The organism is Kribbella sp. NBC_00889, assembly GCF_045207705.1.
In the GTDB taxonomy this organism is placed as follows: Bacteria; Actinomycetota; Actinomycetes; order Propionibacteriales; family Kribbellaceae; genus Kribbella.
Map to the genome: position 1 here is coordinate 2,595,885 of NZ_CP108783.1, position 25,438 is coordinate 2,621,322.

Here is a 25,438-nt window from a genome sequence, read left to right on the forward strand (position 1 = left end):
ACGGACCGACGGTGTCGCGAAGCACTTGACGACGACTTGTGACCGGCTTGAGGCGCCGGCTCAAGTCTGATGCGGTGCCATGAAGAGCCCGTGCGGATCGACCTTGCGCCGGACCGCGGTCAGCTGCGCGTGGACGTCCGGCGGGAAGGCTTTGCGCGTGTCGCTGCTGTCGTCGAGCATCGGAAGATAAGTGCTTCCGGTCGACCAGGGTGCGACCGCGGCCAGGAACCGCTCTGTGTCGGCGCGCTGCCGCGGCCAGTCCGCGGGTTCGAATCCCAGCCCGACACCCAGTGCCAGAAACGCCCCGTCGAGGGACGACAGGATGCCGCCATCCGGGTCCGGCCGGGACAGCGCGCCGCCGAGCTGGCGCAACTCGGCCACCGTGAGGCTGCTGTCGGAACGCGGACCGGCATTCTCGATGACCGCGGCGATCGCCGCCTCGGGAAGCTCGGACACCAGCGTGCTGCTCGCGTACGCGGGGGTCGGCTCCTCAGGCTCGAGGTGCAGCCTGACCAGGTCGGCGGCCGGTACCCGGGCGACCGTGTCGAGTTCCGGAGCGAGTGCGCGCAATGGCGCCAGTACGTCGTCCGCGAACGCGTCGTCGCCCAGCACGGCACCGTCGATGATCGCCAACCGGCGGCCCCGGACGTCGGCCGGCACCGAGTCCCGGTCCGGTACGTCGACGAGGCGGAACGACGACGTCACCTGCTCGGGGGCGTCCGCGCACCACTGCACCCACCCGGGCAGCACGTGATCGGCAGCCGTCCCGTCCCACGCGAGGAACCCGGCGACGACGGTCCGGATCGGTTGGAGTTCGAACTCGAGCGAGCAGACGACGCCGAGCGGCGTACCGCCACCCCGGAGGGCCCAGAACAGATCAGCGTCGCTGTCGGCGGTCGCTCGTACGAAGGTGCCGTCGGCAAGGACGACCTCGACAGCCGTGACAGAGTTGCATTGGAGACCGAGTCGCCGGGCGTACCAACCGATCCCACCACCGAGCGAGTAGCCGACTACGCCGACGTCGGGAGACGACGGATGCAGCGTCGCCAGTCCGTGCCTCCCGGCCGCCGCCGCCACATCACCCCACAGCACGCCGGCGCCGACGCGGGCGATCCGGTTCTCGGCATCGATGCTCAGTTCGGTCATCGCGGAGGTGCGCAGCAGGACCGCCTCGGCCAGCCTGCCGCCCAAGGCCGGAGCGCCGTGGCCGGTGCCCTGCGGCGCGACCGACAGGCCGGCGGCCTGGGCGGCGCGGACGACCTCGGCGACCTCCTCGGGGAACGCGGGATAGGCGACGGCCGCGGGATGGTCGGAGACCACCAGGTTCCACGGTGCGCGCGCCATGTCGTACGCCGGGTCGCCGGGAAGCTGCACGGCGCCGCCGCAGAGCCCGCGAAGGCTCGCGGCCCGGAGACTCTGCTGCACCGTCACTGGAGGCTCCCGTTCTGGTCGTGCGTCATGGTCGCTCGTCCGACTTGAGAGATTCTTGAGCTGCCGAGCTCAGCTGTGACGCCGGACCCGTCCAGTACGTCCCGAACGGTCCCCGGTGTGACGAACAGCCGCTGCGCGACTTCGTGAACGTCCAGACCGGCTGCGGTCAGGTCGAGGATCTGCCGGTCGGTCCGCGACAACCGAGGCACTTCGTCGGTGCCGGGCTCGATCTGGCGCCCGCGCCGCTTGAGCTCAGTCAGTGCCCGCTCGCGAACCTGGCGAGCGCCTCGCTGCTCCGCCGTCCGGCCTGCAGCTTCCAGCAGCGCGATCGCATCCTCGCCGCCCACGTCTGGGTGGCTGCCGAGCGCGCATTGTGCTCGGGCGAGGTCGACCGCGGCGGTCGTCGAGGACAGCAGATCCACCGCCTCCACGAGGTTGTCGAGGCCCGCGCGACCACGGAACTCGCCCAGCATGCACAGTGCCCTACCGAGGTAGCTCGGTGCGCCCCAGACCCGGAGCAGAGCCAGTTCCTCCTCGGCTGTCTCGATCGCTTCCGACGTACGTCCGAGGCCGGACAAGGCCGCGGCCTTGATGGACCGCCACGGGTTCCAGGCCGGATTGACGATGACGATCCCATCGATGATCGAGGGATTGCCGAGCACGAGAAGGGCTTCCTCGCTGCGGCCCTCGGCGACGAGCAAGCGCGCCACGGCCTGCTGATAGACACGACCGGCCTCGCCGAACGCCGTACTGTCAGCGAAGGCGTCGGCCGCCCGGCGGGCGGCCTCGAGGTCGCCCCGATCGAGATGGCAGCCGATCTGGAAGGCGCGGGCGAAGGGCTCGCCCACCCGCGTACCTCCCCAGAGGCGATCCTGGTCGAGCGCGGCCCGCAGACACGCGAGGGCCTCATGGAGCTCGCCGCGCCGCCACTGCCAGAACCCCTCCCACAGACTGGTGGACAGCGCCGCGAACAACGACCCGCGCGCGTGGCTGGCCGCGCGCGCCCGGCTCCAGAAGTCGCCGATGTCGTCGTCGGACAGGATCCGGACCGCGGCGGCATTGACCCAGAACAGCCCGTCGTCGACGGCGATCAGCTGGTCGCCGTCGAGCGCGAATCGCGCCATCGCGATGGCGCGTTCCCGGTCTCTGCCGGCCAGAACCGCTTCCAGCGCGACCGTGGCGGCCAGCATCCGCGCACCCGGTCCTTGCCCTTCTGGCTCCTGAGCGGGTGTCCGCCAGCCGTCGCCGATGCTGTGCATGAACCCACTGATGCGCTGGATGGCGATGAGCGCCTGGCGCTGGTCAGCCAGTCCGTCAGGGAGCGCCGCGGCAGCCTCCCGGGCGAAGGCCGTCGCGACTCCGGGCGGACTCGCGAATACTTGGGTCGAGGCTGCCGCGATGGCGATCTCGCTGCGGACGCGCGGATCGTCCTGCAGCCGGTACGCCTGCACCAGATGCTCAACCGCTGCCGCGCCATCCACTGGTGCTTCTCGCATCCCGAGTTCGAGCACTACGTCTCCTCGACCCGAACCCATCGGCACCTCGGCGAGTGCCCGGCGCAGGTAGGTAACCGCGCTCTCGGACGCCCCCCGCTCGGCAGCCCCGCGCGCCGCCGTACGTAGCAGTGTCACGACGCTCTCGTCACCCCGGGGCGGCGCCAGCAGCAGGTGTGCCGCAACCAGTTCGTCACTCGTCCGCGCGTACCGCAGGACTGACGCGGCCCGCTCATGGCAGAGCTCCCGCTCGGCCGCCGGCTGCCCTTGGTACACCGCGTCCCGCACGAGCGGGTGCGCGAATGCCACTGGTTGCTCGTCCCTGACGATCTCGGCACGCGCCAGTACGGCCAGCGCTTCCGCGGTACGAGCCTCCGTGACCCCGGCCAGTGCCGCGACCGCCGGCAGGGCGGCACCGTCTCCAAGGACGGAGGCCGCCCTCGCGACGACCACGACGTCTGGTGGCAGCCTGCGGAGCTGCAGCAGGACCCGGCTCGACACCGCCCGCGACCCGACCGCAACGGCTCGGTCGGCGTGGGAGGCATCCGGCCGGACTCCGTCAGCGGCAAGAGCCTGGAGCAGCTGACAGAGCAGGAACGGATTCCCCGCGGTTGTCCGCTCGCAGGCGGTGACGAACAAGGGTGCGGGTCGTGCGCCGAGCCGTCGCTCCACCAGCTCCGCCGTAGCTTCAGTGGACAGCGGCGCCGGCCGAACGACGAGCGCCTCGGGTTCGAGGGCCAGCTCGGCGAGCAGGTCCTCGTGATCGTGTTGCTCGCCTGTGCGCAGGGTCGCGACTACCAGTACAGGTACCGAGGCGAGCCGTCGCACCAGATAGGCCAGGAAGCGGAGCGAGGCGCCGTCACACCACTGCGCATCATCGACAGCGAGCACCAGCGGTCCCTCCGTCGTGAGGTTGACCGCCAGCCAGTACAAGCCGTGCAGAACGGCGAAGCCTTCGGCCCGGCTGCCGTCGGCGATGTCGAACACCGCCCCGGCTCCTGCCGCCGCACCACGCAGCAGCTCGTCGCGACGCGCCGGGTCGCCGAGTTCTGCCTCGAACAGCTGGCGCACGACCCCGAACGCGAACGCACTCTCCAGGGCACTCCCGCGCGCCGAGAGCACCCGCACGGATCGCTCGGCCGCTAGCCTGCGCGCCTCGGCCAGCATGCGCGTTTTTCCGATCCCGGCCGGGCCCTCGAACATGAGCAGACCAGGCTGCCCGCCCGCGAGGCCGTCCAGCTTCGATCGGAGGGCGGCGAGCTCGCGGTCCCGGTCGACGAGACCGTTGCCGTCCGTGGCCGTTGCCCGCACTGTCTCCTCCCGCGGTTGCTTGGCAGGAATCAGTCCGGGCGACTGCGCGAGTACCTGCGCCTCCAGCTCGCGGAGAGCCGGACCGGGGTCGACGCCGAGTTCGTCGGCGAGGGTCTCGCGGGCCCGCCGCAGCGCAGCCAAGGCGTCGGCCTGGCGATGCGCGCGGTACAGCCCGAGCGCGAGCAGCCGCCACCGCTCCTCCCGCAGCGGCTCCTCGTCGACCATCCCCTCGAGCTCGCCAACGACGAGGGCCGCCTCCCCGAGATCGAGACGGGCGGCGAGCAGGCGTTCACGGCCGACGGCTCGCAGCTCGGTAAGGCGGGCGATCTCGGCGCCGGCCCACGGCTCGTCGGCGTACTCGACCAGCGCCGGACCGCGCCACAGCGCGAGCGCCTCCTGCAGACCGGCCGCCGCCTCCGCAGGCGAGCTTGTGACCTCCTTCAGCAGGCTCTCGAACCGCCAGGCGTCGACTGCGTCGGACGGGAGTCGTACGGCGTACCCGGGACCCTCGCGGACGACTACCGCGGACCGGGCGCGAGCCGGTGACCCCGGCTGCAAGCTGCGGCGTAAGTGCGAGATATAGGACTGCAGGGCGCCTGCTGTGTTGCCAGGCGAATGCTCTCCCCAGACCGCGTCCGCGAGCCGCTCGGCCGGGACGACCTCGCCGCGTGCGAGGACCAGCACGGCGAGTACGGCGCGCTGCCGCCGCCCGCCCAGATCCAGCGCGGCGCCGTCGTACGACGCCGTGAACTCGCCGAGCAGACTGATCCGCAACTGGTCCGCCCCCACGCCACCACCCCCACCGCCACGGTAAACGAAGAAGCCTCATTTCGGCATCGCCCCCGAACCCGGTGATCACGCCACTACCGAACGCCCCGGATCGCGTTCGCAATCGGCGCGAGTGTTGTCCTGCAGCACGCCTGTGCGGCGGTCTGATCCATGGCGGGCCTCCGTGGGAGCGGCGGCCCGCCGCGTGGCTGTGCTCGGTCAGGCGATCTTCGTCCACGGGTGTGCGGTGAAGAGGGCCTTCAGGAGCAGCTCTGTCTCGCCGTCGAGTTGGAGAGTGAGCACTTTGTCCGAGATCTTCCAAGTGAAGGTCACTTGCAGGTCGTTGACCCAGGACAGCTGGAACGTGACGCGGTTGCCGGCGATGGCGTATTTGCCTTCTTGGTGGTCCGTCTCGCCCGGCGCAGCCTGGTCGAAGATGTACCGCCCGTCGTGCAGTCTCCAGGTGAACATGCCCTCGTTCCTGGCCAGGTCACGGGGGTTGGTCACGCCGAGGCCGCGCAGTTCCTGCTGCGTGATCTCGTACCGATAGACGCCGTTGAGGATGCTCTGGTTACCGGTGGCTGGTGGCGGGGTGGCTCGGGCGCGGGCCTGGCAAGGGGTGGCGACCCCTTGTGCGGAGACCCGTACGGTCCGCTTGAGCTCGCGGATCCGATCGAGCAGGCGTTTCGTCGCGGCGTCACGCTCCAGTTGGTCGTACACCGGTTGCACCGCTCGCACGAGCGCAGTGAGGTCGGCGTCGCTTGCGGCGACGATTGCGCCGCCCCCGCTGCAGTACACCCTCGCCGCCTCGGCTTCCGTGACCCGATGGTCCAGTACCCAACGCTGGGTGGCCGAGGCCGCGTCCTTCAACACCCTTTTGGTTGTCGGCGCCAGTTCGCTCAACACCTTGGAGTTGATGACGAGCGAGTTCACCTTGGTGGTAAAGGTGACGTTGCCTGTTGCGATGGCGGGAGCCTGCAGAGACTCGGCGAGGACGAACGCGGTATCGGAGCCGCCCACCCTTCCAGCCTGGATGGCCTCCACGCCTACCTGATCCTCCGCATCTGACGGCTTCGCGCCCAGTGCGGAAATTGTTGCGTCGCCCAGCTCAGACCGGGGGGTGCGGAAGGTCTTGCCGGCGTAATCCTTCGGCGACAGGAGGGCGCGGCCGTAGCCGAACGGATGTCTCAGGCTCTCCGGCAACAATGCCAGTCCGGTGACGCCGGCCTTGTCCAGACCGGCCATCATCTCGTCGGCCAGGTCCGCGACGACGATCTGGTCGGCCAAGGCGTCGGAGGTGACGAGGAACGGAGCGTGCAGAGCGCGCAGACTCGTCACCCCCTCGGTGTCCCAAGCCCTCGTCGGGATCACGCCGAGATCGAGCCGGCCGTCCTTGACCATCCGGGCAACGGCCTGGTCCCAGTCGTCCGCGTTTTCACCAGCCGCCTGCCAGACAGGCTCAATGATGAGCCGGCCACCGGACCGGGTCTTGGCCTGACGAGCGAACTCCTGGATCGCGTCGGCTGACGGCCGGCCGAGGTAGTCGGCGGTGCCAATGCGGAGGGTTACAGGTCCGGCATCGCCGCCGGCCTTGTTTCCGGACGGGCCACTGGTGCAGGCCACGAGAGAGCCTGAGGCGATGGCGAGAATCGCCAACCACCGTAGGGGTTTCGTCGTCTTACCCATTGCTTCCTCCCGAAGTCGATGGACGAGATCGACGGTAGGAAACGCAGAGCCTGCGCACATCGCGGCGAGCACCCGGTTGTTGTCGCCGTCGACTGTGGCCAGCCACAGTCGACGGCAGCGATTGCACCCGCGACGCAAATGCACTCATTGGTTGTCCAGGGGCAGTTCGGCGACGATGCGGGTACCTGCGCCGTGCGGTGAGTGCACGGTCAATCTGCCGCCGAGTGCCTCTACGCGGTCGGTGAGGCCGACCAGTCCGCTTCCACGGGCAGGGTCGGCGCCACCGGTGCCGTCGTCGGCGATCGTCACCCAGAGCCGACCGCGTCGCTGCGCCACCTCGACCGTGGCGTGTGACGAAGCAGCGTGCTTGGTGACGTTGGCCAGTGCCTCGGCACAAACGTAGTACGCCGTGACCTCGACCTCGGCTGGGAACCGCTGGCTCGTCGTCGTCAGCTGCGCGGGCGTCGGATTGCGTTCCAGCAGGGCCTCGAGCGCGTCGCCCAGGCCACTGGCGAGTTCACGAGGATGAAGACCTCCAGCCAGTTCACTCAGGTCCGCGAGGGACCCGTCCAGGTGGCTGCGAGCCAGCCCCATAGAGTCGTCCGCATCCGCATCCGCAACTGTGGAGCGTAGTGCAGTTCTCATCCGCTCCAGCCGCCCACGGGCACCGTCATGGAGGCGCTGCTCGATGCGCTGCCGTTCGGCGTCACCGGCGACGAGCAGCCGCCGCCGGGATGCGGCCAGCTCGGCCAGTTGCGCGCGTACTGCGGCCTGCAGTGCGACGTGCGACGCAGTGAGCCGAGTCGTGTCCGCGACAGCCTTCTCCAGAGCAGGATCGTCGAGGACGGTCGCGTCGTGCACGAGAACGGCGAACGGATCACCATTCCGCCTGACGAAAGTGGCCGATTGCCCCGCGCCAGGCGGCGGTACTGCGACTGGAACGCCTGCCGGGTCGGCGTACGCGCGGCTGTGTGCTGACCAGAAGCCGACTTGCAGCGTGGGGTCGCCGAGGGCGCGCGCGAGCGCATCGCGCAGCGTGCCCGATTGGGTCTCGCCGAGTTCGACAACGAGGTCGGTGACCTTCCCTGGCCGCGACCGACGTATGCCCGCGGCAGCGCTGACCGCGACGGCACACAACACCGCTTCGTACGCCCAGAGCGCAGGCTGCACGGCAGTACCGGCGGGGACGGCGAGCCGGGTGACGGCACTGGCGACCAGCACTACACCGACAGCCACGGCACCCCAAACCGCTGCGTGAGATCCTCGCGCAAGGCCCGTGGCCGTTCGGTGCTGGAGAATCACCCCCACGACGAGCACGATGGACAGCACGATGGTTGCAGACTCGCTACCCCATACGGCTGGAAGGACGGCAGCAACATAAGCGAGGAGAACCATGGCCCAGCCGAGCCGGCCACTCACCCGCCAACCCGTGTAGGCCAACAGCAGGTGGAACAGCGGGCCGCGATGCCAATACAACGCTGGCTCGGCGAGGTTGCCTGCGAACCACGTGACCGCCACTGCGCCCAGCAGGATGGCTGATCCCATCGCAGGTGAGGCGCTGCCGATCGCCGCCGTCCGGCTGACCAGCAGGGCAGCAGCGAGGAACACCATGCCAACCGCGAGGTCGGGCAGCCAGACCCCCGTTTGCCCATCGACGATCGTGACCCGCTCGCTGAGCACCCCGAATCCGCCAATGGTCACCACGACCACCAGGTCACGGCCGGGCACGTGGGCCACCGTCCAACAGGCGGCGTAGGGCGGCGCCGCTCAGCTCATTCTTGGTCAGGAACCCCAGGGCAGAGGCGCGCGTCAGGCGTGGGCCGTACGCGCGTGCGTCCCGGCTCGAAACCAGAACGACGACGGGCGGACCGTCCAACTCGGCGATCCGAGCCGCAACAGCGAACCCGTCCAGGTCCGGGAGTCTGATGTCGAGCAGCACCAGATCCGGCTGGAGAGAAGTGGCGAGGAGTACCGCTTGATGCCCGGTTGCCGCCACGCCGACGACCTCGAAGCCCTCGGCCGCGAGCAACGCCGATGCGGCGGCCCGGAAGTCAGGGTGATCATCAACGACGAGCACCGTGTTGCCCACGTGTGGATGGTCTCACTAGTCAGCGCGTCCGTCCTCGTGGCCAGCCACAATGGTCCGGATCGGAACCGAGCATCAGCAAGGCGGCTCCCTGGCACAATCAGTCCATGAACAGGCCGGCAGGCGCCATCGTCATCCGATGGCTGCTGCCGGTCCTCGGGGCGGCCGGCGCGGCAGCCGCGATCGCCGCGATGAGTACTTCGGACCAACGGGTCACCAACTATGCGCAGGTGTCTCGCGGCGTCGCTACGGCAACCCTTGCGGCGGGACTCGGACCGGTCGCTGCGGGCACCTTCGCGGTGTGGGATCGGACGATCGGACCCGCCGGGCAGCTCACCATCGCCGCCGGACTGGGGTGGTTCGCGTCGATGTGGACCGGTTGGACCGCCGGGCCGGAGCTCGTCCGGAGTCTGGGCATGATCGTGGCACCGCTCGTGCTGCCTGCCCTCGTGCACCTCGTCATCTCGTATCCGTCAGGACGAGGATCGACCACGTGGAGCCGGGTGGCGATCGGCGTTGGCTGGCTGGCCGCGGGCGGCGTGAGCGTCACGCGAGCCGTTACACGGGATCCGTTCCTCGACCCTTACTGCTGGAACGACTGCACCGGCAACGCGTTCCTGATCGTTCCCAACCCGGAGTTGGCGCGCGTCATCGACCAGTTCTGGCTCCGATTCGTACTGGTCACGGGCGCCGTGACGCTCGGAATCGCCGGATGGCGCCTGGCTCGTGCAGGTCGGGTGACCCGCGCGGCATGGTCGCTCGTGGTGGTGCCGGCCGCAGCTGCTGCCGGAGGCTACGCCGCCTACGCGACGGCGTTGTTGCGTGATCCTGCGGAGGACCCGACCAGGGTCGTCTTCCGTTCGATCCATATCGCGCAAGCCATCGCGCTGTCCGGCCTGGCGATCGGATTGGCCTGGGCGGTGGTTCGCGCACGCCGCCGGCGCTCCGCAGTGGCGCGCCTCGCGGACGACCTCGGTGTCGCGCCGCCGCCCGGTTCGCTGCAGTCGGCGCTTGCCCGCACTCTCGGGGACGAGAGTCTCCGAGTGTCCTACTGGCTGCCGGGTTCGCAGCGGTATGTCGACGCGGCCGGACGGCCGATCACGCTGCAGTCCAGCCCCGGGCGGGCGGCGACCTCCGTCGTTCGTCATGGTCAGCCGGTCGCGCTCGTCGAACACGATGCCGGCTTGTACGACGCTGCCGAGCTCGAGGATCAGATCGGCTCGGCAGCCCGGCTGGCGATCGACAACGAGCGACTGGCGGCCGAAGTACAGGCTCGAATGGAGGATCTGCGCTCGTCCCGTATGCGCATTGTCGAGGCGGCTGACCTGGCCCGGCGACAATTGGAACGCGACCTTCACGACGGAGCCCAGCAGCGCCTGCTCGCCTTCACCTACCAGCTCCGACTCGCCCGCGCCGCGACGACAGATCCCGAGCTCGCCGCAACGCTCAACACCGTTCTCGCCGAGGCACAGACAGCGCTGGCCGAACTGCGGGAGCTCGCCAACGGAATCTTTCCGGCGATCCTCGACGAGGCAGGGCTCGACGCCGCCCTGTGGTCGTTGGCTGAAGAGGCGACGTACCCGCTGGAGATCACCGCCGTTCCCCCCGGACGTCTGCCTGCTGCCGTGGAACGCGCGGCGTACCTCGTCGTTGCCGGCACGGTCCAGGCGGCAACCAGCAGCCTCTCGATTGCAATGACCCGTCTCGGTGACCGCCTCGTCGTAGAGGTAGGTGGGACCTTCGGTGCGTTGCCTGAAGACCTGGCCGACCGGCTGAGCGCCCTGTCCGGCACTCTCGGCAGGCAGGCCGGCGGTCTGCGGGCCGAGATCCCTTGCGGGCAACAGGATCCGGTCGACGGGAGGGCTCATGCGAATCGTCGTGGCTGATGACAACCTGCTGACTCGGCAGGGAATTGTCCACCTGCTCAGCCAGGCCGGCCTGGACGTAGTCGGTGAGGCCGCGGACGCTGACCATCTGCTCACGCTCGTTCGCCGGCACAGACCGGACGCGGTGATCGCCGACATCCGGATGCCACCCACCCATACTGATGAGGGACTTGCCGCGGCGCGGCGTATCCAGGTCGAGTCCCCAGACATCGGCGTCTTGGTGTTGTCTCAGTACATCGAGCCGAGCTATGCGCTGCGCCTGATCTCCGACCACCCGGAGCGGGTCGGCTACCTGCTCAAGGAACGGCTCTTCGATGGGGCGATCCTTGTCGACGCACTACGCCGGATCGCGGATGGGGAGACGGTGATCGATCCGACTATCGTCGCTCGGCTGATCGGACGCCGCCGACCCAAGAACCCGCTCGATCGGCTCACTGATCGGGAACGTGAGGTCCTGGGGCTGGTGGCCGAAGGTCTGTCCAACGCCGCCATCGCGGCTCGGCTGCACATCACTACCCGCACTGTCGAGGCTCACGTCACCCAAACCCTCAGCAAGCTCGGCATCACCGAGGACGCCCAGTCGCACCGCCGAGTACTGGCCACCCTCGCCTACCTGCGCTCTGCGCCGAGCGCGGACGAATGAATCGTTCTCGACGAGAGTCGGCGACTGTTCTGGGGACAGGGTTGGTGATGACCGCCTCGGACATCGGCAGCGCAGGCGAGCATGTACGGCTGTTCGCGCCTAGCGAGCCGGCGCCTGGTGACGCCGATATAGCCACATCCCGCCTAGGGCGAGACCCGCACCACCTAGTGCGGACGCAGCGGCCTGCACAGCCTCGTCCATGTTGTGGTCCACCGGCACCTCCGTTGTGCTGGTCGCCGCGACGGGCTCCGGGGACTTCGGCTCGGGCTGCGGATAGCCGGATCCCTCGTCCGGCCAAGGCGGCGGGGTGGTCTGCATCGGAGTGGCCGCGTATTCGCGGGTCGGCTCCTTCGCATCGGCCGACGCTTCAAGCGCCACGAAGGTGACAGCGCCCATCGTCAGCGCAGAGGCTGCGAGGGCTGCGTATCTGTTGTTCATGATTTCCTCCCGTTGCGGTGGGATCGCCGCTCTAGTGCTGGTACCTGTCAGCGTCCGCCGCAGGACCGGCTGACACATCGGGGACAACCCCAGTCCCGCAACGGCCGATGTCGCGGCCAGCACGGAGGCCGGACCGTAGGTGATGTGAACCCGCCGCCGTTGCTCAAGGCAACCGGCCGCTCTGCGGTCTCTCCAGAACAGGCGGCACAGCCCGTGCCGCCTGCATGATTGATACAACCGTTTCAGTCTCCGAGGAGGAACACGCACCTTAACCACACACCTCAATCTCGGTGTGTGAGCGGCGCTTTGAGCTCGAACCTCGTGCCGCTGACGAGGGCCAGTTCGGCGCACGATACGTCCACGTGGGGCGCGACACGCGCTGGCCTCTGCGACAGCAAGTCTCTCACTACAGTGAGTAGTCGGGAATGCGCGAGCAGCGGCTATGTCCGGGGGTAGGTATGCGCAGTCACTATCGCGCGGCTGTCGGGGCAGGCGATGAGGACCGTAGCGCTGTCGCGCGCCTCAGAGCGGGTCTGGTAGGCCTCGTGTCCGATGCGGTCCGAATCGAAGTGGACGCGATCGTCGGGCCGCCGGGGACGGACGGACAGGCGAACCCGCTGCGCATGGGATTAGCGGCGGATCACTTCTGGTGCGATCTGTTCGCGGCGATCGCCCAGGTCGCGCGGGGTGTGCAAGCTGAGCTGGATCAGGTACCTGATCACCTCCGGCGTGGTCATCCGTTCCCGCAGTGTGGACAACAACCTCGTACGGCGGAAGCGTGGTGCGCCGCGTCCGACGAAGCGCATCAGATTGGACGAAGTCATCGTCGAGCGAGTGATCGCGGCCGCGGTCCGGACTGCGTGGGTACCGGTGGAAGCGATGTACCAGGCGAACCCTCAGCTGCTGATCCGGCATGCGCAGATCCTGGCGGTCCTCATCTGTCCGGCCCCGGAGCGCCATCGCGGCGTGGTCGAGCACTGTATGCGCCCACTCTTCGGCGAAGATCGCAGAATGGACAGGGCGGGGCCAATCGCATTCGACCGGCATGGCAGGTACGAATTGTTTCAAGTGCGGCCGACAGTCCGAGGGGCGCCTGCATTCTGAGCTACTGGCGCACCGTTGTGTCCGGCCTACCGTCTGACGACCCGCTCCGGCCGGTGTACGACTCGCTGAACTTCGTTCACCCCGAAAGCGCTCTGGGACGATTCGTGGCCGGCGCACCGATCGAGTCCACGGAACTGAGGACGCCACCGATCTATCCCTTTCGCTGCAATCTGAGCCAGCGGCAAGCGGTCGAGAAAGCACTCAGCCACTCCATCTCCGTGATCGAGGGTCCACCCGGCACCGGCAAGACCGACACGATCTTGAACCTCATCGCCAACGTCATCGCGGAAGGCTCGGCGACCATCGGCGTGGTCTCGTTCGGCAACTCGGCTGTCGACAATGTCCGGGAGAAGCTCGAGATCCTCGGAGTCGGACACGTCGTTGCTCGGCTCGGCAACAAGGAGATGGCGGAGGAGTTCTCCAACCGGCAGAACCGCCGGAACACGGAGCTGAGGAGGTTCGTGAACGAGACGCCGCCCGACCCTCCGGCCGAGAGACTGGCCGAGGTCGACAGACGCGTTCGCCGGCTTCAGGCGGCTGAGCGTAATCGCGCCGGACTGCGGCAAGGAGATCGACGCGCATGTCTTGGAGCTTCAGCCCTTCGAGAAGCATGTCACCCCGGGTGAGTTGGCACAGCTCGACCGTCTGCCGTTGTTGCGGCGCTCGTCCGATCGCATCCTCGACTACCTAGCTGAGTCTGAGGTAGAGATGGGCCTGCGTCGCGGTCTCGTCCGACGAGTCAGGGCGTATCTCAAGTACGGGTCGCTAGGTGGCGGCCGGCTAGGACCTGAGCACGGACGAGCAGGCTGTGATCGTCCGGCCAACGTTCGAGGCAGTCACCTAGGCGGGCGCGGAACTGGCCGGGCTCCGCGCCGATGTCGTCGTGATCTTCCCCGACCGCTGTATTCGTGGATGATGTGGCATTCAGTCGCTTGTAAGGTTGTTGCTGTAGGCAATAATCGTGATTGGCCACACTCGGTCGCGTTGGAGATCCGTGATGCCTTGACATCACCTATGACCCTCCGTAGCGTCGTTAGCTGGGGGTTTTATCAGGCCGGTTCACCTCGTTGGGTGATCGACACTTCGCGCCTGAGGGGGGATGCATGTCTGACGCGGCGTCCTCCTTGCTCGCCCCGGCCGAGTCAGCCGACTGCGCCGCGAACTGGCGGCGCCCATTCCAGCGCCTGGACAGCCTACTGGCCGCGGCTGTGGCCGAGGCTCGAGTACGGTTCGGTGCCGAGGCGGGGCGCGACTCGTTCCGGGGGCTTTACATCACCGAGGAGCTTGCGGCTGCCGCTCTGAGCGGTCCGCTGGGCGAACCGCTGCGCACGTGCAGGGAGAGTACGCTCCCGCCGGCCTGGGCCGAGCTGGCGTCGTCGGACGACGGGTGGGCCTGGCTGCGGCGTACATACGGCCTGACCGAGAACGAACTCGACGTTGTGCTCATCGCGCTGGCACCAGAGGTGGACCTGCGTTACGAGCGGCTGTACGGCTACCTTCAGGATGACGTCAGCCGGTGTCGCGCAACGGTGAATCTCATCCTTGACCTGATCAGCACATCACCCGACGAAAAGCTGGTACGGCGGACCTTGTTCGCCGCTGACGCCCCTCTGCTGCGAAACAACATCCTCCAACTTGTCAGCGAGGAGCGAGCGCATCCTCCACTACTGGCGCAGGCGGTCGTCCTCGACGAGCAGATCACAGGCGTCCTGCTGGCCGTGGACGGTCTCGACTCACAGCTGGCCGGGTACTGCCAGCTCGCCTGCCCGCCCCCGGCGCGTTGGGCAGAGACGGCGCTCTCGCCGGCAGCGCGGCGAACTGTTCTGGGTGCGGCGGGGGCCGCGCAGGGCCGCTACCCGTTGCGAATCCACCTGCACGGGCCAGTCGGGTCCGACCGCGCGGCTGCGGCGGTGGCATTGGCGGGGGAGTTGCGCGCCCCCATCCTCACGCTCCGAGCGGCCGATCTGCCGACCGCAGACGAGAAGGCCGCGCTCGTCGTGGCCCGCTCGTTCCGCGAGGCACTGCTCAAAGGGGCAGTGCTGTTTGTCGACGGCGAGAGTTTCCTGCCAGTCGGCTCGCGCGCGCGGTCGGCCTTGGTCGACGGCCTGGCTGAGCACGGTGGCATCACGGTGTTGGCCGGCACGCAGCCCTGGACGGCGGAAGGTGGGCCGCCGCTCGGTGTTCTCAATATCGCTGTAGGGCGAGCGGATCTGGCCACCCGCCGCGCCGCGTGGGCGCGCGAGCTCGACGAGGCCGGGACGACAGCGTCGACCGACCTTGTGGATACGCTCGCAGGTCGGTTCTCATTCGGACCGGCGCAGATTGCCGAGGCGGTCGCGAGCGCGGCCACCGCTGCCGGCGCGGACCGGGGACCGACCGCGAAAGAGGTGTTCGCGGGAGCCCGGCGGCAGACAAGTCAACGGTTGGCGGTCTTGGCGCGCCGCATCGAGCCGACCTGCACCTGGGCCGACATCGTGCTGCCTCCCGATACCACCGCGCAGCTGAAGGAGCTGTGCGCCCGGGTCGGCTTGCGCTCGACGGTTCTGACCGAGTGGGGCTTCGAACAGAAGCTGGCGCGTGGCCGAGGAACCACTGCCCTGTTCACTGGACCGCCGGGGACCGGCAAGACGACCGCTGCGGAGGTCGTGGCCGGTGAGCTCGGCTTGGATCTGTTCGCGATCGACCTGTCCGCGGTGGTCAGCAAGTACATCGGCGAGACCGAGAAGAACCTCGAGACGATCTTTGCGGCGGCCGCCGACGCAGACGCCATCTTGTTGTTCGACGAGGCCGATGCGCTGTTCGGTAAGCGCTCCGAGGTGCACGACGCCCACGACCGGTACGCCAACATCGAGACGTCGTACCTGCTGCAGCGGATGGAGCAGTACGACGGCATCGCCGTCCTGGCCACCAACCTGCGGCAGAACCTGGACGAGGCGTTCACTCGTCGGCTGCAGTTCATCGTCGAGTTCCCCTTCCCCGACGACGAGCTACGCGAGGGGATCTGGCGGATCGCCTTCCCGCCCGGCGCACCACTGGCGGAGACGCTGGACGTCGTTGGCCTGGCCCACGACTTCCGGCTCTCCGGTGCCAACATCAGGAATGCCGCGCTGCACTCCGCGTTCCTGGCTGCGGCGCGGAGCGAGTCGATCGGTACTGCGCACGTCCGGCAGGCGATCTGGCGTGAGTTCCAGAAGATGGGCCGGGTGCCACCCGGTGCCACCGCGGAGCAGGTGTGGTGAGCTGCCGTGTTCCAAGACCTCGACGAGACCCTGAAGGCGATCCTGGACGACGCCTCGGCGCCGGCCGACCTGCGTGCGGCCGATGTCAGCTTCGATACGCCGGACAAGAACTACAAACCGGCCGAGGCGACGGTGAACCTGTTCCTGCACGACGTCTCGGAGAACCGCAGCCTCCGTGACGAAGCGCGGGTCCTCACCAGGACGAACGACGGCTACGCCTCTCGGCTGCCGTCGTTGCGCGTCGACTGCAGCTACCTCGCCACGGCGTGGTCAGCTCAGGCCGGCGGGCTCAAGGCGGCGGAGGAACACAGGCTGCTGGGGCTCACTCTGCTGTGGCTCAGCCGCTTCCCGGTCGTCGACGAGCGCTTCCTCAGAGGCACCCTGGCGACCCCACCGCAGGCCTATCCATTGCCGACCATGGTCGCGCAGGTGCAGGAGAACCGGTCGAGCGGTGAGTTCTGGACCGCGCTCGGGATCGCGCCGCGGCCGGCGTTCCCGATCACGGTGACGATCACGGTCGAGCCGTACGACGAGGTTGAGGAGTTCCCGCCGGTCCAGAAGATCGACGTGCGCAGCACTTCGGTCGAGCACCCGTTGTTCCGCGGCGTGGTGACCGACCAGTCGCTCGTGCCGGTCCCGGCCGCCACAGTCTCCGTCACCGAGACCGGCGCCCAGGCGACCTCCGGTCCGGACGGGAAGTTCGCCGTACCTGGGCTCGAGTTCGGGACGTACACGTTGAAGGTGCGGGCGGCCGGGCGGCCCGACGAACAAGTCGCCGTGACGTATGCGGCCGACCATCAGACGCAGACGGTGGTCCTCTCGGGGCCGTAGGCCCCGGACGACGCGACCCACCGGCGAGCAAAACGGGAAAGGCGGAAGAGCAGCGATGGTCGACTACGCGACAGCAGCTCCCGGGATCCACCTGGAGGAAATCACCCCCGCGGGGCCCATCGCCGGCGCGGGGACGAGCGTTGCGGCGCTGATCGGCGTCACGGCGACGCTCCCCACCGGCGACGACCTGGGGAAGCCGGTGCCAGTCTCCAGCTGGAACGCGTACAAGGACAAACTCGGTGAGTACAAGAGCGGGCTGAACCTCCCGTATGCGGTCCGCGGGTTCTTCGACAACGGCGGCACGTTCGCCTATGTGGTGCCGATCAAGAACATGGACGGTCTGGACGGCGCGCTGGCACAGCTCAGCCGGCTGCCCGATGTCGGTCTGGTGTGTGTGCCGGGGCTGGTGGACCCGGCACTGCAGAAGGACAAGGTGATCGAGCACTGTGAGGCCCTGGGCGACCGGTTCGCGATCCTGGACGGCGTCCAGGACAAGGACCCGCTCAAACCCGGGAACCCCCTGCTCACCCAACGGGCCGGTTTGTTGTCGGTCAACGGGTTCGGCGCGCTCTACTGGCCGTGGATCGTGATCCGTGACCCGGGCAGCACGACCGGGCAGACGATCCCGGTGCCGCCGTCCGGGCACATCGCCGGCATCATGGCGCGCTGCGACAGCACGGTCGGCGTACACAAGGCTCCTGCGAACGAGCAGATCCGCGGCGCCGTCAGCCTCGACTTCACGCTGAACGACACCGAGCAGGGCCAGCTGAACAAGCAGAACATCAACGCGCTCCGCACCTTCCCGGGTGGGCCGCCGCTGGTGTGGGGCGCGCGCACGCTGTCCGCCGACGTACCGTGGCAGTTCGTCAATGTCCGGCGGCTGGTGTCGTACGTCGAGGACTCGCTCGTGACCGGGTTGCGCTGGGCGGTGTTCGAGCCGAACACCACGGCGCTCTGGAAAGGGCTGGAGCGCTCGATCACCGAGTTCCTCACCCGGGTGTGGGAGGCGGGCGGGCTGTTCGGCCGGACCGCCAAGGAAGCCTTCTACGTGACGATCGACGAGTCCCTGAACCCCGCGCCGGTGCGGGAGCGCGGCGAGGTCATCGTCGAGATCGGCCTGGCCGTGACGCGGCCCGCCGAGCACATCATCCTGCGCATCGGCCTGTGGGACGGCGGCGCCAAGGTCAGCGAGGGCTGATCCCACGACGGCACCGGGCCAACGGCCCGGTGGAGTGGCAACTCGGGGTTGGGAGGCAAGGGGATGCCCCAGACAGGACAACGCGTCGACCCGTACCGAAGCTTCAACTTCCTGGTGGAGCTGGACGGGATCGCGCAGGCCAGCTTCACGGAGTGCAGTGGGCTCGGCTCCACCACGGAGGTGATCGAGAACCGCGAAGGCGGCGACAACACGACCGTTCGCAAGTTGCCAGGCAAGACGACGTACACCGACATCACGCTGAAGTGGGGTGCGACCACCTCGATCGAACTGTGGGAGTGGCGGCTGCAGATCGTGCAGGGGCTGGTCGTCCGCAAGAACGGCTCGATCGTCGTCTTCGACTTGGCCAACCGCACCGAGGTCGTGCGGTGGAACTTCGACCGCGCCTGGCCGACCAAGTGGGAGGGATCGGCGTTCAACGCGAAGGGCAGCGAAATTCTCGTCGAGACCTTGGTCCTCGCGCACGAGGGTCTGGCTCGGGTATGACTGGCCAGCTGGTCACCGAGGTGTCCTTCGAGCTCCCGAAGGGGTACGTCGACGCCGAGGGGACGTTGCACCGGTCCGGGAGGATGCGGCTGGCGACGGCCGCTGACGAGATCTACCCGTTGCGTGATCCGCGCGTGCAGGGCTGGCCGGCGTACCTGATCGTGGTGCTGCTGGCCAGGGTGGTCACGAAGCTCGGCAGCCTGCCGGACGTGAACCCGGGTGTGGTCGAAGGCCTGTTCTCCGAGGACCTGGCGCATCTGCAGGACCTGTACAACCGGATCAACGGCCTGACGCCGCACGTGGTCGCCGTCGTCTGTCCGCACTGCGGTGGGGGCCACGAGGTGGAGGTGCCACTGCTGGGGGGATAACGGGCTACCCCTTGGACCGGGTCCACCAGGAGGCAGCCTTTCTCGGTCGGCACACGCACTGGACCCTGACGGAGGTGTTGACCCTGGACCATGCCCAGCGCCGCCAGTGGGTCCGCGAGGTGTCCGCTCAACTCGAGCTGAGCTGAGCGACGGGTGTTAGGAGGGGACGGATGACCGATCCGGCAGGGCGTCCGCAGACGCTCGGGGAACGGCTGGCGCTGTTCGCCGAGCAGTTGCGCCTTCGCCATGTCGCCACCTTCTCGTGGGAACCCGGTTTCGCTCAGGTGCTGCAGAGGTTGGATGCGCTCGACCAGTCGTGGGCGCAGCGGTTCGAGCGATGGGACGGCGCGGGGGAGTGGACCGAGCCCGGCGGACGCTTCCCGAGCGAGCGGCCGACGGCACGGGAGGACAGCGAGAGGGCGACGGCCGGCAGAACCGCAACAGCCGCCGGAACCACCGCAGCTTCGGCAGCCGCTCGAGCGGACGCGGTTGCTGCGGGCGTCGGCCCGCAGACGGCCGCATGGCCGGCCGACGTCGTTCCGGTGGACGTCCGCGCCCGGCTCCGCGAGATAGCTGGTGCCGGCGCGGACGGCATGCGGGTGCAGATCGACGCCGAGGCGGACGCCGATGCCCGGTCGCACCGCGCGGACGCAGTCACATCGGGTACGACGGTCAAGATGAGGTCCGGGCGGTTCCGGCCGGACACACCGGAGGGCCTCGGGCTCCTGGCGCACGAGGCGACTCACGTGACTGCCTTGCTCGCCCGTGGCGCGGCGGCGCCCCTGAACACTCCGGGCGGAGTGGCGGCGGAAGAGGCTGCTGCGGCGCGGGCCGAGCTTGTGGCCCAGCGCCTTCCCGAAGCCGCCGGTGTTGAGCTCCCACGCAGGCACAGCGATCCGCCTCCGTCCAACGATCTACCGGCTGCTGGTTACTTCAACAGTGCGACAAGAGCCTCGACCACGCCGATGGCGGTAACGCCGATGCGGGCGGATGCCGACCGGCCGGAGGCGTCGCCGACGGCTGGGGGCTTCGACTCCGAGGGGCTGCGGCTGCGGATCATCGAGGACCTGATGCACCGGTTGCGGACCGACTCCGAGCGGGGAGGCTGACATGGCCGCACCAGTCCAGGGGCCTATCCGCCCACCCTCCCGACCGCCGGCCCACGACCTCCTGCGGACTCCGCTACGTCTGGCGCCGCTCCCGGCCGGCAACGAGCTGGCCAAGGCCGTCCTGATCGACACCACGACCAACACCGGACACGTGGTGATGTACAACCCCGAGGAGCTGAAGGTTGAGCAGGGCAACCAGTTCGCCGAGGTCGGTATCCCCGGGCTGAACGCCTCCCCACTGCAGTACGTTCGGGGCAAGAACCGCGTCCTGACGATGGAGCTGTTCTTCGACACCTACGAGTCGAAGGACGACGTGCGACTCCACACCGCGCCGATCGTCCGGCTGCTCGACAAGCAGCCGCAGACGCTCGCCCCGCCGGTCCTGCTGTTCTCGCTCGGCCGAGTGCAGTTTCGCTGCGTGCTCACCGATGCCAGCCAGCGCTTTACGATGTTCGCGCCTGACGGTACGCCGGTCCGCTCGACGATGTCGGTCCGCCTCCAGGAGTACGTCGACGTGTCGCTCGAGATCAGCCAGGGCCTGTTCATCGGATCGCCGACCGCATCCGCGCTGATGAACGTCGCGCTGACCCCGATCGTCGAAGCCATCAGCCCGTCCGCGGCGTCGGCGATGCACACGGTGCTCGCCGGCGAGACGCTCAGCGGCATCGCCGGCGCGTACCTCGGCGACCCGGCGCGCTGGCGCGAGATCGCCCAGGCGAACGGGATCATCGACCCGCTCGCGGTCAAGCCCGGAGTCTCGCTGGTGATCCCCGACGGATCGGGGCGGACGCCGTGAGCGCCCCGCCGTACGCGCCTCGCTTCGACGTCCGACTGTCGGGTGTGACGCTGGCGGCCGAGCTGGCCGATCAAGTGCTGAGCCTGACCGTCGAGACCGACCTGGACCTGGCCGGCTCGTTCAGTCTGACCTTGCGCAACCACGACAACCAGCTGCTCGACTCGGCGCTGCTCGATATCGGCAAGACGGTCGAGATCCACCTCGGGTACGCGCACGACCTGGTCCCGGCGTTCCTCGGCGAGGTCGCGGCGATCGAGCCCTCGTTCCCGGCCGACGGGCCGCCGACGATCACGCTGTCGGGGTACGACAAGTCGTACCGGCTGCGGCACACGCCGCCACCGCCGCGCGCCCGCACCGACGTCAACGACAGCCTGATCGCGGCCGAGATCGCCGCCGAGCACGGACTCGTCCCGATCGTCGACCCGGTGCCGTTCCACGCCGAGCGGGTCCAGGTCGAGACCGACATGGCGTTCCTGAAGGCGTGCGCGAACCAGTACTTCTTCGACGTGTACGTCGAGTGGGACCGGCTGCACTTCCACTTCCCCCGGCCGCAGTTGTCCGCGCACGTCCTGGAGTGGGGGAAGAACCTGACCAGCTTCAGCCCACGGATCTCGGCGACCGGCCTGGCCGGGGTGCAGCAGGTCCGGGTCTACAACCAGGAGCTCGCGCAAGCGCTCACCGTGACGATGCTGGCCGCGGACCTCGACCCGGACAACCTGGTCGAACGCCTTGGTACCTCGGTTTCGCAGCTACTGATGTCCCTGGTGCGCAAGGGGATCCGCCGCGAGGGGATCAGCAACCCGATCCAGGCCGCCACCGTGGCCAAGGCCATCCTGTCGAACCTGCTGGAAGGTCTCTACGAGGGCAACGGGTCCTGCATCGGCATCCCGGACCTGTCGGCCGGGCGGTACGTGACGATCGCCGGAGTGGGGAAGCGGTTCAGCGGCACCTACCGGGTGCGCAAGGTGACGCACCGGATCGACGGCAACGGGTTCAGGACCGACTTCTCCATCACCCAGCGCGGGCACTCGAGCCTGCTAGGGCTGCTGCGCAAGAAGCTGGTCGAGACCCCGTCGCCGAACCAGGGCGAGAAGTTCTTCGGCGTCGTACTCGGAGTGGTCGAGGAGAACAACGAGGTACTCTCCGGCGAGCCCATGCCGGCGATCGGGCGGGTCAAGGTGAGCTTCCCCGGGCTGGGCGACAACTTCAAGAGCGGTTGGGCGCCGTGCGTCCGGCCGATGGCGGGCAGTGGCACGGGGTTCTACGCCTTGCCCGACAAGAAGGACCAGGTCCTGGTCGCCTTCGAGTACGGCGACCTGTCGAAGCCGTACGTGCTGGGCGCGCTCTGGAACGCGCAGCAGAAGCCGCCGGCCGACAACGCCGATGACAAGAACGCCAAGAAGGTGCTCAAGTCCAAGGCCGGGCACACCATCACCTTCGACGACACGGTGGGGGCCGCGGCGCTCACGATCAGCGCGGCCGGCGATCTCGCGATCAAGGCCAGCGGCGAGATCAAGCTCGAGGCAGTGGGAGGCAAGACGGCGATCACGATGGTCTCGGACGGGGTGGACGTGAAGTGAACGAGGAGGGGACGCGATGACCGATCCGTTCGTACTCACGACGGCGAGCAGCATCCGGTGTTCGCACGGGTTCGACATCTCGGCCGGCAACACCGGCAGGCTCAAGGTCGGCGGCAAGGAAGTCCTGCTGGCCGGGCTCGCCGACAAGACCTTCACCTGCTCGATCCCGGACAACCCGAACGCCGGCATCAAGCACTGCACGAAGGTCAGCACGGTCTCGGCCGGCGAGAAGTCCAGACTCACGGTGGGGAAGGTCTCCGTGCTGCTGGACAAGCTGGCCGGGCTGACGGACGGCGCACCGCCACCCCCTAACCTGGTTGTGGTTGCCAAACAGGCTCGGTTGCGTGCGGCGGTGAAGCCGTGAGCGACGAGGTATTGGGGCGGGGCCTGTCGTTCCCGTTGCGGATCAGCGGTACCGGGCTGGCGGAGTCGGCGGGTGTGGCTCGGGTCGAGCAGTCGATCCGGATCATTCTCGGCACGCAGTACGGCGAACGCGTGATGCGTCCCGGCTTCGGTGCCAACCTGAAGAGCCTGGTCTTCGCGCCCAACAACGCGACCACCGCCAGTCTGGCCGGGTATTACGTGACCGACGCGCTGACGCGGTGGGAGCCGCGGATCGACGTCCTCGACGTCCAGGTGATCAACGACGTCGATGGGGCGCAGCTGGTGATCGAGATCCGGTACCGGCTGCGCGCCACCGCCCAGGAGCACCTGCTCGTCCTTCCCTTCCTGCTGGAGCGTGGCTGATGTCTCCCGAATCGCGCGGCGGCCGGATCGTGCCGCCCAACCTGGACGACCGGACCTGGCAGGAACTCGTCGACGAGATGCGGGCGCTGATCCCGAAGTACGCACCGCAATGGACCGACCAGAACCCCTCCGACCTCGGCGTTACGTTGATCGAGCTGTTCGCCTGGCTCGGCGAGAGCATCATCTACCGGCTGAACCAGACGCCGGAGAAGAACTATCTCGCGTTCCTCAACCTGCTGGGGATCACCCGCGACCCGCCGACTCCCGCGCGGACGTACCTGACGTACGGCTCGTCGGTCGAGACTCCCGTGACGGTGCCGATCGGGACGCAGGCGCAGACGTCCGACCCGGCAGGTGGGCGGCCGGTCGTGTTCGAGACGGATGAGGAGCTGGTCGTACTGCCGACCACGCTCAAGGCGGCGCTGCGGGTGGGGCCGTTGGCGGCGGACGCGAACCGAGCGACGTACCACCAGGCCTCGGCCGACCTGATCGGCCCGCCCACCGCGAGCCACCTGGTCGAGGTCCCCGCCGGACAGACGGTCGCCTTCTACCTCGGGTTCGATCGGGCGGTGACGGCTGAGGTGGCACTCGGGCTGCGGCTGTACCAGGCGGCGCGAACCGCCGGGGCGGCGACATTGCGGTTCACCTACTCCAAGGGCGACGTCGAACCGTTGCTGTGGCCGCCGGTGACGGCGGCCGGCGATGGGACCGAGGGCCTCCAGCACGACGGCGCGGTACGGCTCACGGTTCCGGCCGACTGGATGGCCCAGCGGGCCGCGGGCGATGATCCGGCCCGGCCGTGGCAGACCGTGACGCCGGAAGCTGACGTAGACAAGGTCACCGATCCGTTGTTCTGGGTCGGCGTGCTGATCGACGCGCCGGCCGCTGCCCCGTCGGCGGGCGGCGATCCGCCGCCGGCTCTGGCGATCGGGATCGACCGGCTGCTGTTCAACGCCGTCCCGGCCCGGACCGCGCTCTCGGTCCGCGCGGCGGAGGACCTCGGGGAGAGCACCGGCCAGAGGTTCCAGGTCGTTGCCTTGCACAACCGTCCGCTGTACCGCCGGCCGGGCCTGACCGCGCCGTACGCCGACCTCGTGGTCCAAGTCGCGTCGGCGGCCGACCCGGCGAACTGGAAGGACTGGACGCTGGTCGACGAGTTCCCGACCGGGGCGGGCGAGGTCTACCGGATCGACCCGGTCGCCGGCGAGGTGCGGTTCGGCAACTTCGACGAGCGGTCCGGCAAGGGCAGTGGCTCGGTTCCACCTCGGGGCAGCAAGATCCAGGCTCTGCGCTACCGGTACGTTGCCTCCGGGGCCGGCGGGAACGTCGGACCGAGTCAGGTCACCGTCTTCGGTACCGCACCCACTGGGGTCCCGGTGAGCGGCATCGGATCGGTCACCAACCTCGGTCCGGCCCGCGACGGGAGTGACGAGGAACCGATCGAGGAGACGATGCGGCGCGCGCCGGAGGAGCTTCGGATCCGGTACCGCGCCGTGACCGTCGACGACTACGAGTTCCTCGCGCGGGAGGCGAGCATCGACCTGCGGGTCAGTAAATGCTTGCCGCCGCGGATCCATACCGATGACGCGCCCGGACAGCCGCCGCCGTGGAATGCCGGCGACCCGTGGACGTTCGGTGGACTGGTCCGCGCGCCGGGCACGGTCAACCTGATCATCGCTCCCGACCGGGACGTCGACGTACCGCGGCCGGAGCCGACGCAGGACCAGATCCGGCTCGTCCAGGGGTACCTCGACGCTCGCCGGGACCTGACCGCACGGCTCGAGGTGGTGGCGCCGCGGTACCTTCCGGTGATCGTGACCGTGGAGATCATGGTGTGGCAGGAAGCGCTGAACGCGGGCGCCGACCGGGCCACGATCGAGGCAGAGACCCGGGCCAAGATCCAGAAGTTCCTCCACCCCACCCGCGGCGGGCCGGACGGCAAGGGCTGGAGCGTCGGGGACCCGGTCTTCACCTCCGACGTCTTCCGCGCGCTGATGCCGACCGAGGATCTCGGGTACATCAGCGTGCTGCAGGTGAAGCCTGACACGCCCGCTTACCACTTCCCGCCGCTCGGTCCGGGCGGGGCGTACAAGGGCGACGTCGAGCGGCCGTTCGCGTTGTCGCCGTTCGGGGCGTCGGTACGGCTGGCCGACTACGAGCTGGTCTGTGCGGCCGCCGACTCTGCACAGCTGGTCAAGACCACTCCGGTTCAGGTCTGAC

21 protein-coding genes are annotated in these 25,438 nt (G+C 68.7%); 14 read left to right on the forward strand and 7 right to left on the reverse strand.

Annotated features, from left to right (window positions below):
• Nucleotides 1–60: 60 nt before the first annotated feature.
• From OG817_RS12515 to OG817_RS12535, 5 genes are all read right to left on the reverse strand, one after another.
• Nucleotides 61–1,431 carry an FAD-binding oxidoreductase gene (locus OG817_RS12515; protein WP_406054271.1) on the reverse strand — a complete coding sequence of 457 codons (1,371 nt, stop codon included), beginning with the start codon at nt 1,429–1,431 and terminating at the stop codon, nt 61–63.
• Nucleotides 1,428–5,024: a BTAD domain-containing putative transcriptional regulator gene (locus tag OG817_RS12520; RefSeq protein ID WP_406054273.1), complete on the reverse strand. Its 3,597-nt coding sequence runs from the start codon at nt 5,022–5,024 to the stop codon at nt 1,428–1,430. The genes OG817_RS12515 and OG817_RS12520 overlap by 4 nt, the downstream gene beginning before the upstream one ends.
• A 198-nt stretch (nt 5,025–5,222) precedes the next feature.
• Nucleotides 5,223–6,689 carry a TRAP transporter substrate-binding protein gene (locus OG817_RS12525; RefSeq protein WP_406054275.1) on the reverse strand — a complete coding sequence of 489 codons (1,467 nt, stop codon included), beginning with the start codon at nt 6,687–6,689 and terminating at the stop codon, nt 5,223–5,225.
• 144 nt (nt 6,690–6,833) lie between these two features.
• Nucleotides 6,834–8,417 (reverse strand): sensor histidine kinase, encoded by a 1,584-nt coding sequence (locus OG817_RS12530; protein WP_406054277.1) that lies wholly within the window; start codon nt 8,415–8,417, stop codon nt 6,834–6,836.
• A complete protein-coding gene (locus OG817_RS12535; protein ID WP_406054279.1) occupies nt 8,404–8,778 on the reverse strand; it encodes a response regulator transcription factor in 375 nt (124 codons plus the stop codon). The genes OG817_RS12530 and OG817_RS12535 overlap by 14 nt, the downstream gene beginning before the upstream one ends.
• Before the next feature lie 104 nt (nt 8,779–8,882).
• On the opposite strand from OG817_RS12535, the gene OG817_RS12540 reads away from it, so the two are divergent.
• On the forward strand, nt 8,883–10,661 hold the full coding sequence (locus OG817_RS12540) for a sensor histidine kinase (RefSeq protein WP_406054281.1): 1,779 nt from the start codon (nt 8,883–8,885) through the stop codon (nt 10,659–10,661).
• Nucleotides 10,642–11,304 (forward strand): LuxR C-terminal-related transcriptional regulator, encoded by a 663-nt coding sequence (locus OG817_RS12545; RefSeq protein ID WP_406054283.1) that lies wholly within the window; start codon nt 10,642–10,644, stop codon nt 11,302–11,304. Before OG817_RS12540 ends, OG817_RS12545 begins: the two co-directional genes overlap by 20 nt.
• A gap of 99 nt (nt 11,305–11,403) precedes the next feature.
• On the opposite strand, the gene OG817_RS12550 is transcribed toward OG817_RS12545, so the two are convergent.
• Both OG817_RS12550 and OG817_RS12555 read right to left on the reverse strand, forming a co-directional pair.
• A complete protein-coding gene (locus OG817_RS12550; protein ID WP_396395990.1) occupies nt 11,404–11,742 on the reverse strand; it encodes a hypothetical protein in 339 nt (112 codons plus the stop codon).
• Between the two features lie 629 nt (nt 11,743–12,371).
• The gene (locus tag OG817_RS12555; RefSeq protein WP_396395984.1) at nt 12,372–12,566 is read right to left on the reverse strand and encodes a hypothetical protein; all 195 of its coding nucleotides are present in this window, start codon (nt 12,564–12,566) and stop codon (nt 12,372–12,374) included.
• Nucleotides 12,567–12,950: 384 nt separating this feature from the next.
• Between OG817_RS12555 and OG817_RS12560 the strand changes: the two genes are divergently transcribed.
• From OG817_RS12560 to OG817_RS12615, 12 genes are all read left to right on the forward strand, one after another.
• The gene (locus tag OG817_RS12560) at nt 12,951–13,472 is read left to right on the forward strand and encodes an AAA domain-containing protein (RefSeq protein WP_406054286.1); all 522 of its coding nucleotides are present in this window, start codon (nt 12,951–12,953) and stop codon (nt 13,470–13,472) included.
• Between the two features lie 477 nt (nt 13,473–13,949).
• On the forward strand, nt 13,950–16,085 hold the full coding sequence (locus OG817_RS12565; protein WP_406054288.1) for an ATP-binding protein: 2,136 nt from the start codon (nt 13,950–13,952) through the stop codon (nt 16,083–16,085).
• Nucleotides 16,086–16,091: 6 nt separating this feature from the next.
• Nucleotides 16,092–16,916, forward strand: coding sequence for a Pvc16 family protein (locus tag OG817_RS12570; RefSeq protein WP_406054290.1), 825 nt, complete (start codon nt 16,092–16,094; stop codon nt 16,914–16,916).
• A 55-nt stretch (nt 16,917–16,971) separates the two neighbouring features.
• Nucleotides 16,972–18,114 carry a phage tail sheath subtilisin-like domain-containing protein gene (locus OG817_RS12575; protein WP_360454273.1) on the forward strand — a complete coding sequence of 381 codons (1,143 nt, stop codon included), beginning with the start codon at nt 16,972–16,974 and terminating at the stop codon, nt 18,112–18,114.
• Between the two features lie 63 nt (nt 18,115–18,177).
• Nucleotides 18,178–18,618, forward strand: coding sequence for a phage tail protein (locus OG817_RS12580; protein WP_393390429.1), 441 nt, complete (start codon nt 18,178–18,180; stop codon nt 18,616–18,618).
• Nucleotides 18,615–18,986, forward strand: a complete 372-nt coding sequence (locus OG817_RS12585; RefSeq protein WP_393390426.1) for a hypothetical protein — start codon at nt 18,615–18,617, stop codon at nt 18,984–18,986. The genes OG817_RS12580 and OG817_RS12585 overlap by 4 nt, the downstream gene beginning before the upstream one ends.
• Before the next feature lie 170 nt (nt 18,987–19,156).
• On the forward strand, nt 19,157–20,095 hold the full coding sequence (locus OG817_RS12590) for a DUF4157 domain-containing protein (RefSeq protein WP_406054293.1): 939 nt from the start codon (nt 19,157–19,159) through the stop codon (nt 20,093–20,095).
• Nucleotide 20,096: 1 nt separating this feature from the next.
• Nucleotides 20,097–20,891, forward strand: a complete 795-nt coding sequence (locus tag OG817_RS12595; RefSeq protein WP_406054295.1) for a LysM peptidoglycan-binding domain-containing protein — start codon at nt 20,097–20,099, stop codon at nt 20,889–20,891.
• On the forward strand, nt 20,888–22,471 hold the full coding sequence (locus tag OG817_RS12600) for a phage baseplate assembly protein V (protein ID WP_406054297.1): 1,584 nt from the start codon (nt 20,888–20,890) through the stop codon (nt 22,469–22,471). The genes OG817_RS12595 and OG817_RS12600 overlap by 4 nt, the downstream gene beginning before the upstream one ends.
• Before the next feature lie 16 nt (nt 22,472–22,487).
• A complete protein-coding gene (locus OG817_RS12605) occupies nt 22,488–22,835 on the forward strand; it encodes a hypothetical protein (RefSeq protein WP_406054299.1) in 348 nt (115 codons plus the stop codon).
• Nucleotides 22,832–23,218, forward strand: coding sequence for a GPW/gp25 family protein (locus tag OG817_RS12610; protein ID WP_406054301.1), 387 nt, complete (start codon nt 22,832–22,834; stop codon nt 23,216–23,218). The genes OG817_RS12605 and OG817_RS12610 overlap by 4 nt, the downstream gene beginning before the upstream one ends.
• Nucleotides 23,218–25,437: a putative baseplate assembly protein gene (locus OG817_RS12615; protein ID WP_406054303.1), complete on the forward strand. Its 2,220-nt coding sequence runs from the start codon at nt 23,218–23,220 to the stop codon at nt 25,435–25,437. The genes OG817_RS12610 and OG817_RS12615 overlap by 1 nt, the downstream gene beginning before the upstream one ends.
• Nucleotide 25,438 lies beyond the last annotated feature (1 nt).

Bases quoted from the DNA above. Each gene is read 5' to 3' on its own strand.
- OG817_RS12555 (WP_396395984.1), bottom strand. From the start codon at position 12,566: ATGACTTCGTCCAATCTGATGCGCTTCGTCGGACGCGGCGCACCACGC.
- OG817_RS12565 (WP_406054288.1), top strand. From the start codon at position 13,950: ATGTCTGACGCGGCGTCCTCCTTGCTCGCCCCGGCCGAGTCAGCCGAC.
- OG817_RS12540 (WP_406054281.1), top strand. From the start codon at position 8,883: ATGAACAGGCCGGCAGGCGCCATCGTCATCCGATGGCTGCTGCCGGTC.
- OG817_RS12575 (WP_360454273.1), top strand. From the start codon at position 16,972: ATGGTCGACTACGCGACAGCAGCTCCCGGGATCCACCTGGAGGAAATC.
- OG817_RS12545 (WP_406054283.1), top strand. From the start codon at position 10,642: ATGCGAATCGTCGTGGCTGATGACAACCTGCTGACTCGGCAGGGAATT.
- OG817_RS12605 (WP_406054299.1), top strand. From the start codon at position 22,488: ATGACCGATCCGTTCGTACTCACGACGGCGAGCAGCATCCGGTGTTCG.
- OG817_RS12615 (WP_406054303.1), top strand. From the start codon at position 23,218: ATGTCTCCCGAATCGCGCGGCGGCCGGATCGTGCCGCCCAACCTGGAC.
- OG817_RS12590 (WP_406054293.1), top strand. From the start codon at position 19,157: ATGACCGATCCGGCAGGGCGTCCGCAGACGCTCGGGGAACGGCTGGCG.
- OG817_RS12525 (WP_406054275.1), bottom strand. From the start codon at position 6,689: ATGGGTAAGACGACGAAACCCCTACGGTGGTTGGCGATTCTCGCCATC.
- OG817_RS12585 (WP_393390426.1), top strand. From the start codon at position 18,615: ATGACTGGCCAGCTGGTCACCGAGGTGTCCTTCGAGCTCCCGAAGGGG.
- OG817_RS12595 (WP_406054295.1), top strand. From the start codon at position 20,097: ATGGCCGCACCAGTCCAGGGGCCTATCCGCCCACCCTCCCGACCGCCG.
- OG817_RS12580 (WP_393390429.1), top strand. From the start codon at position 18,178: ATGCCCCAGACAGGACAACGCGTCGACCCGTACCGAAGCTTCAACTTC.
- OG817_RS12550 (WP_396395990.1), bottom strand. From the start codon at position 11,742: ATGAACAACAGATACGCAGCCCTCGCAGCCTCTGCGCTGACGATGGGC.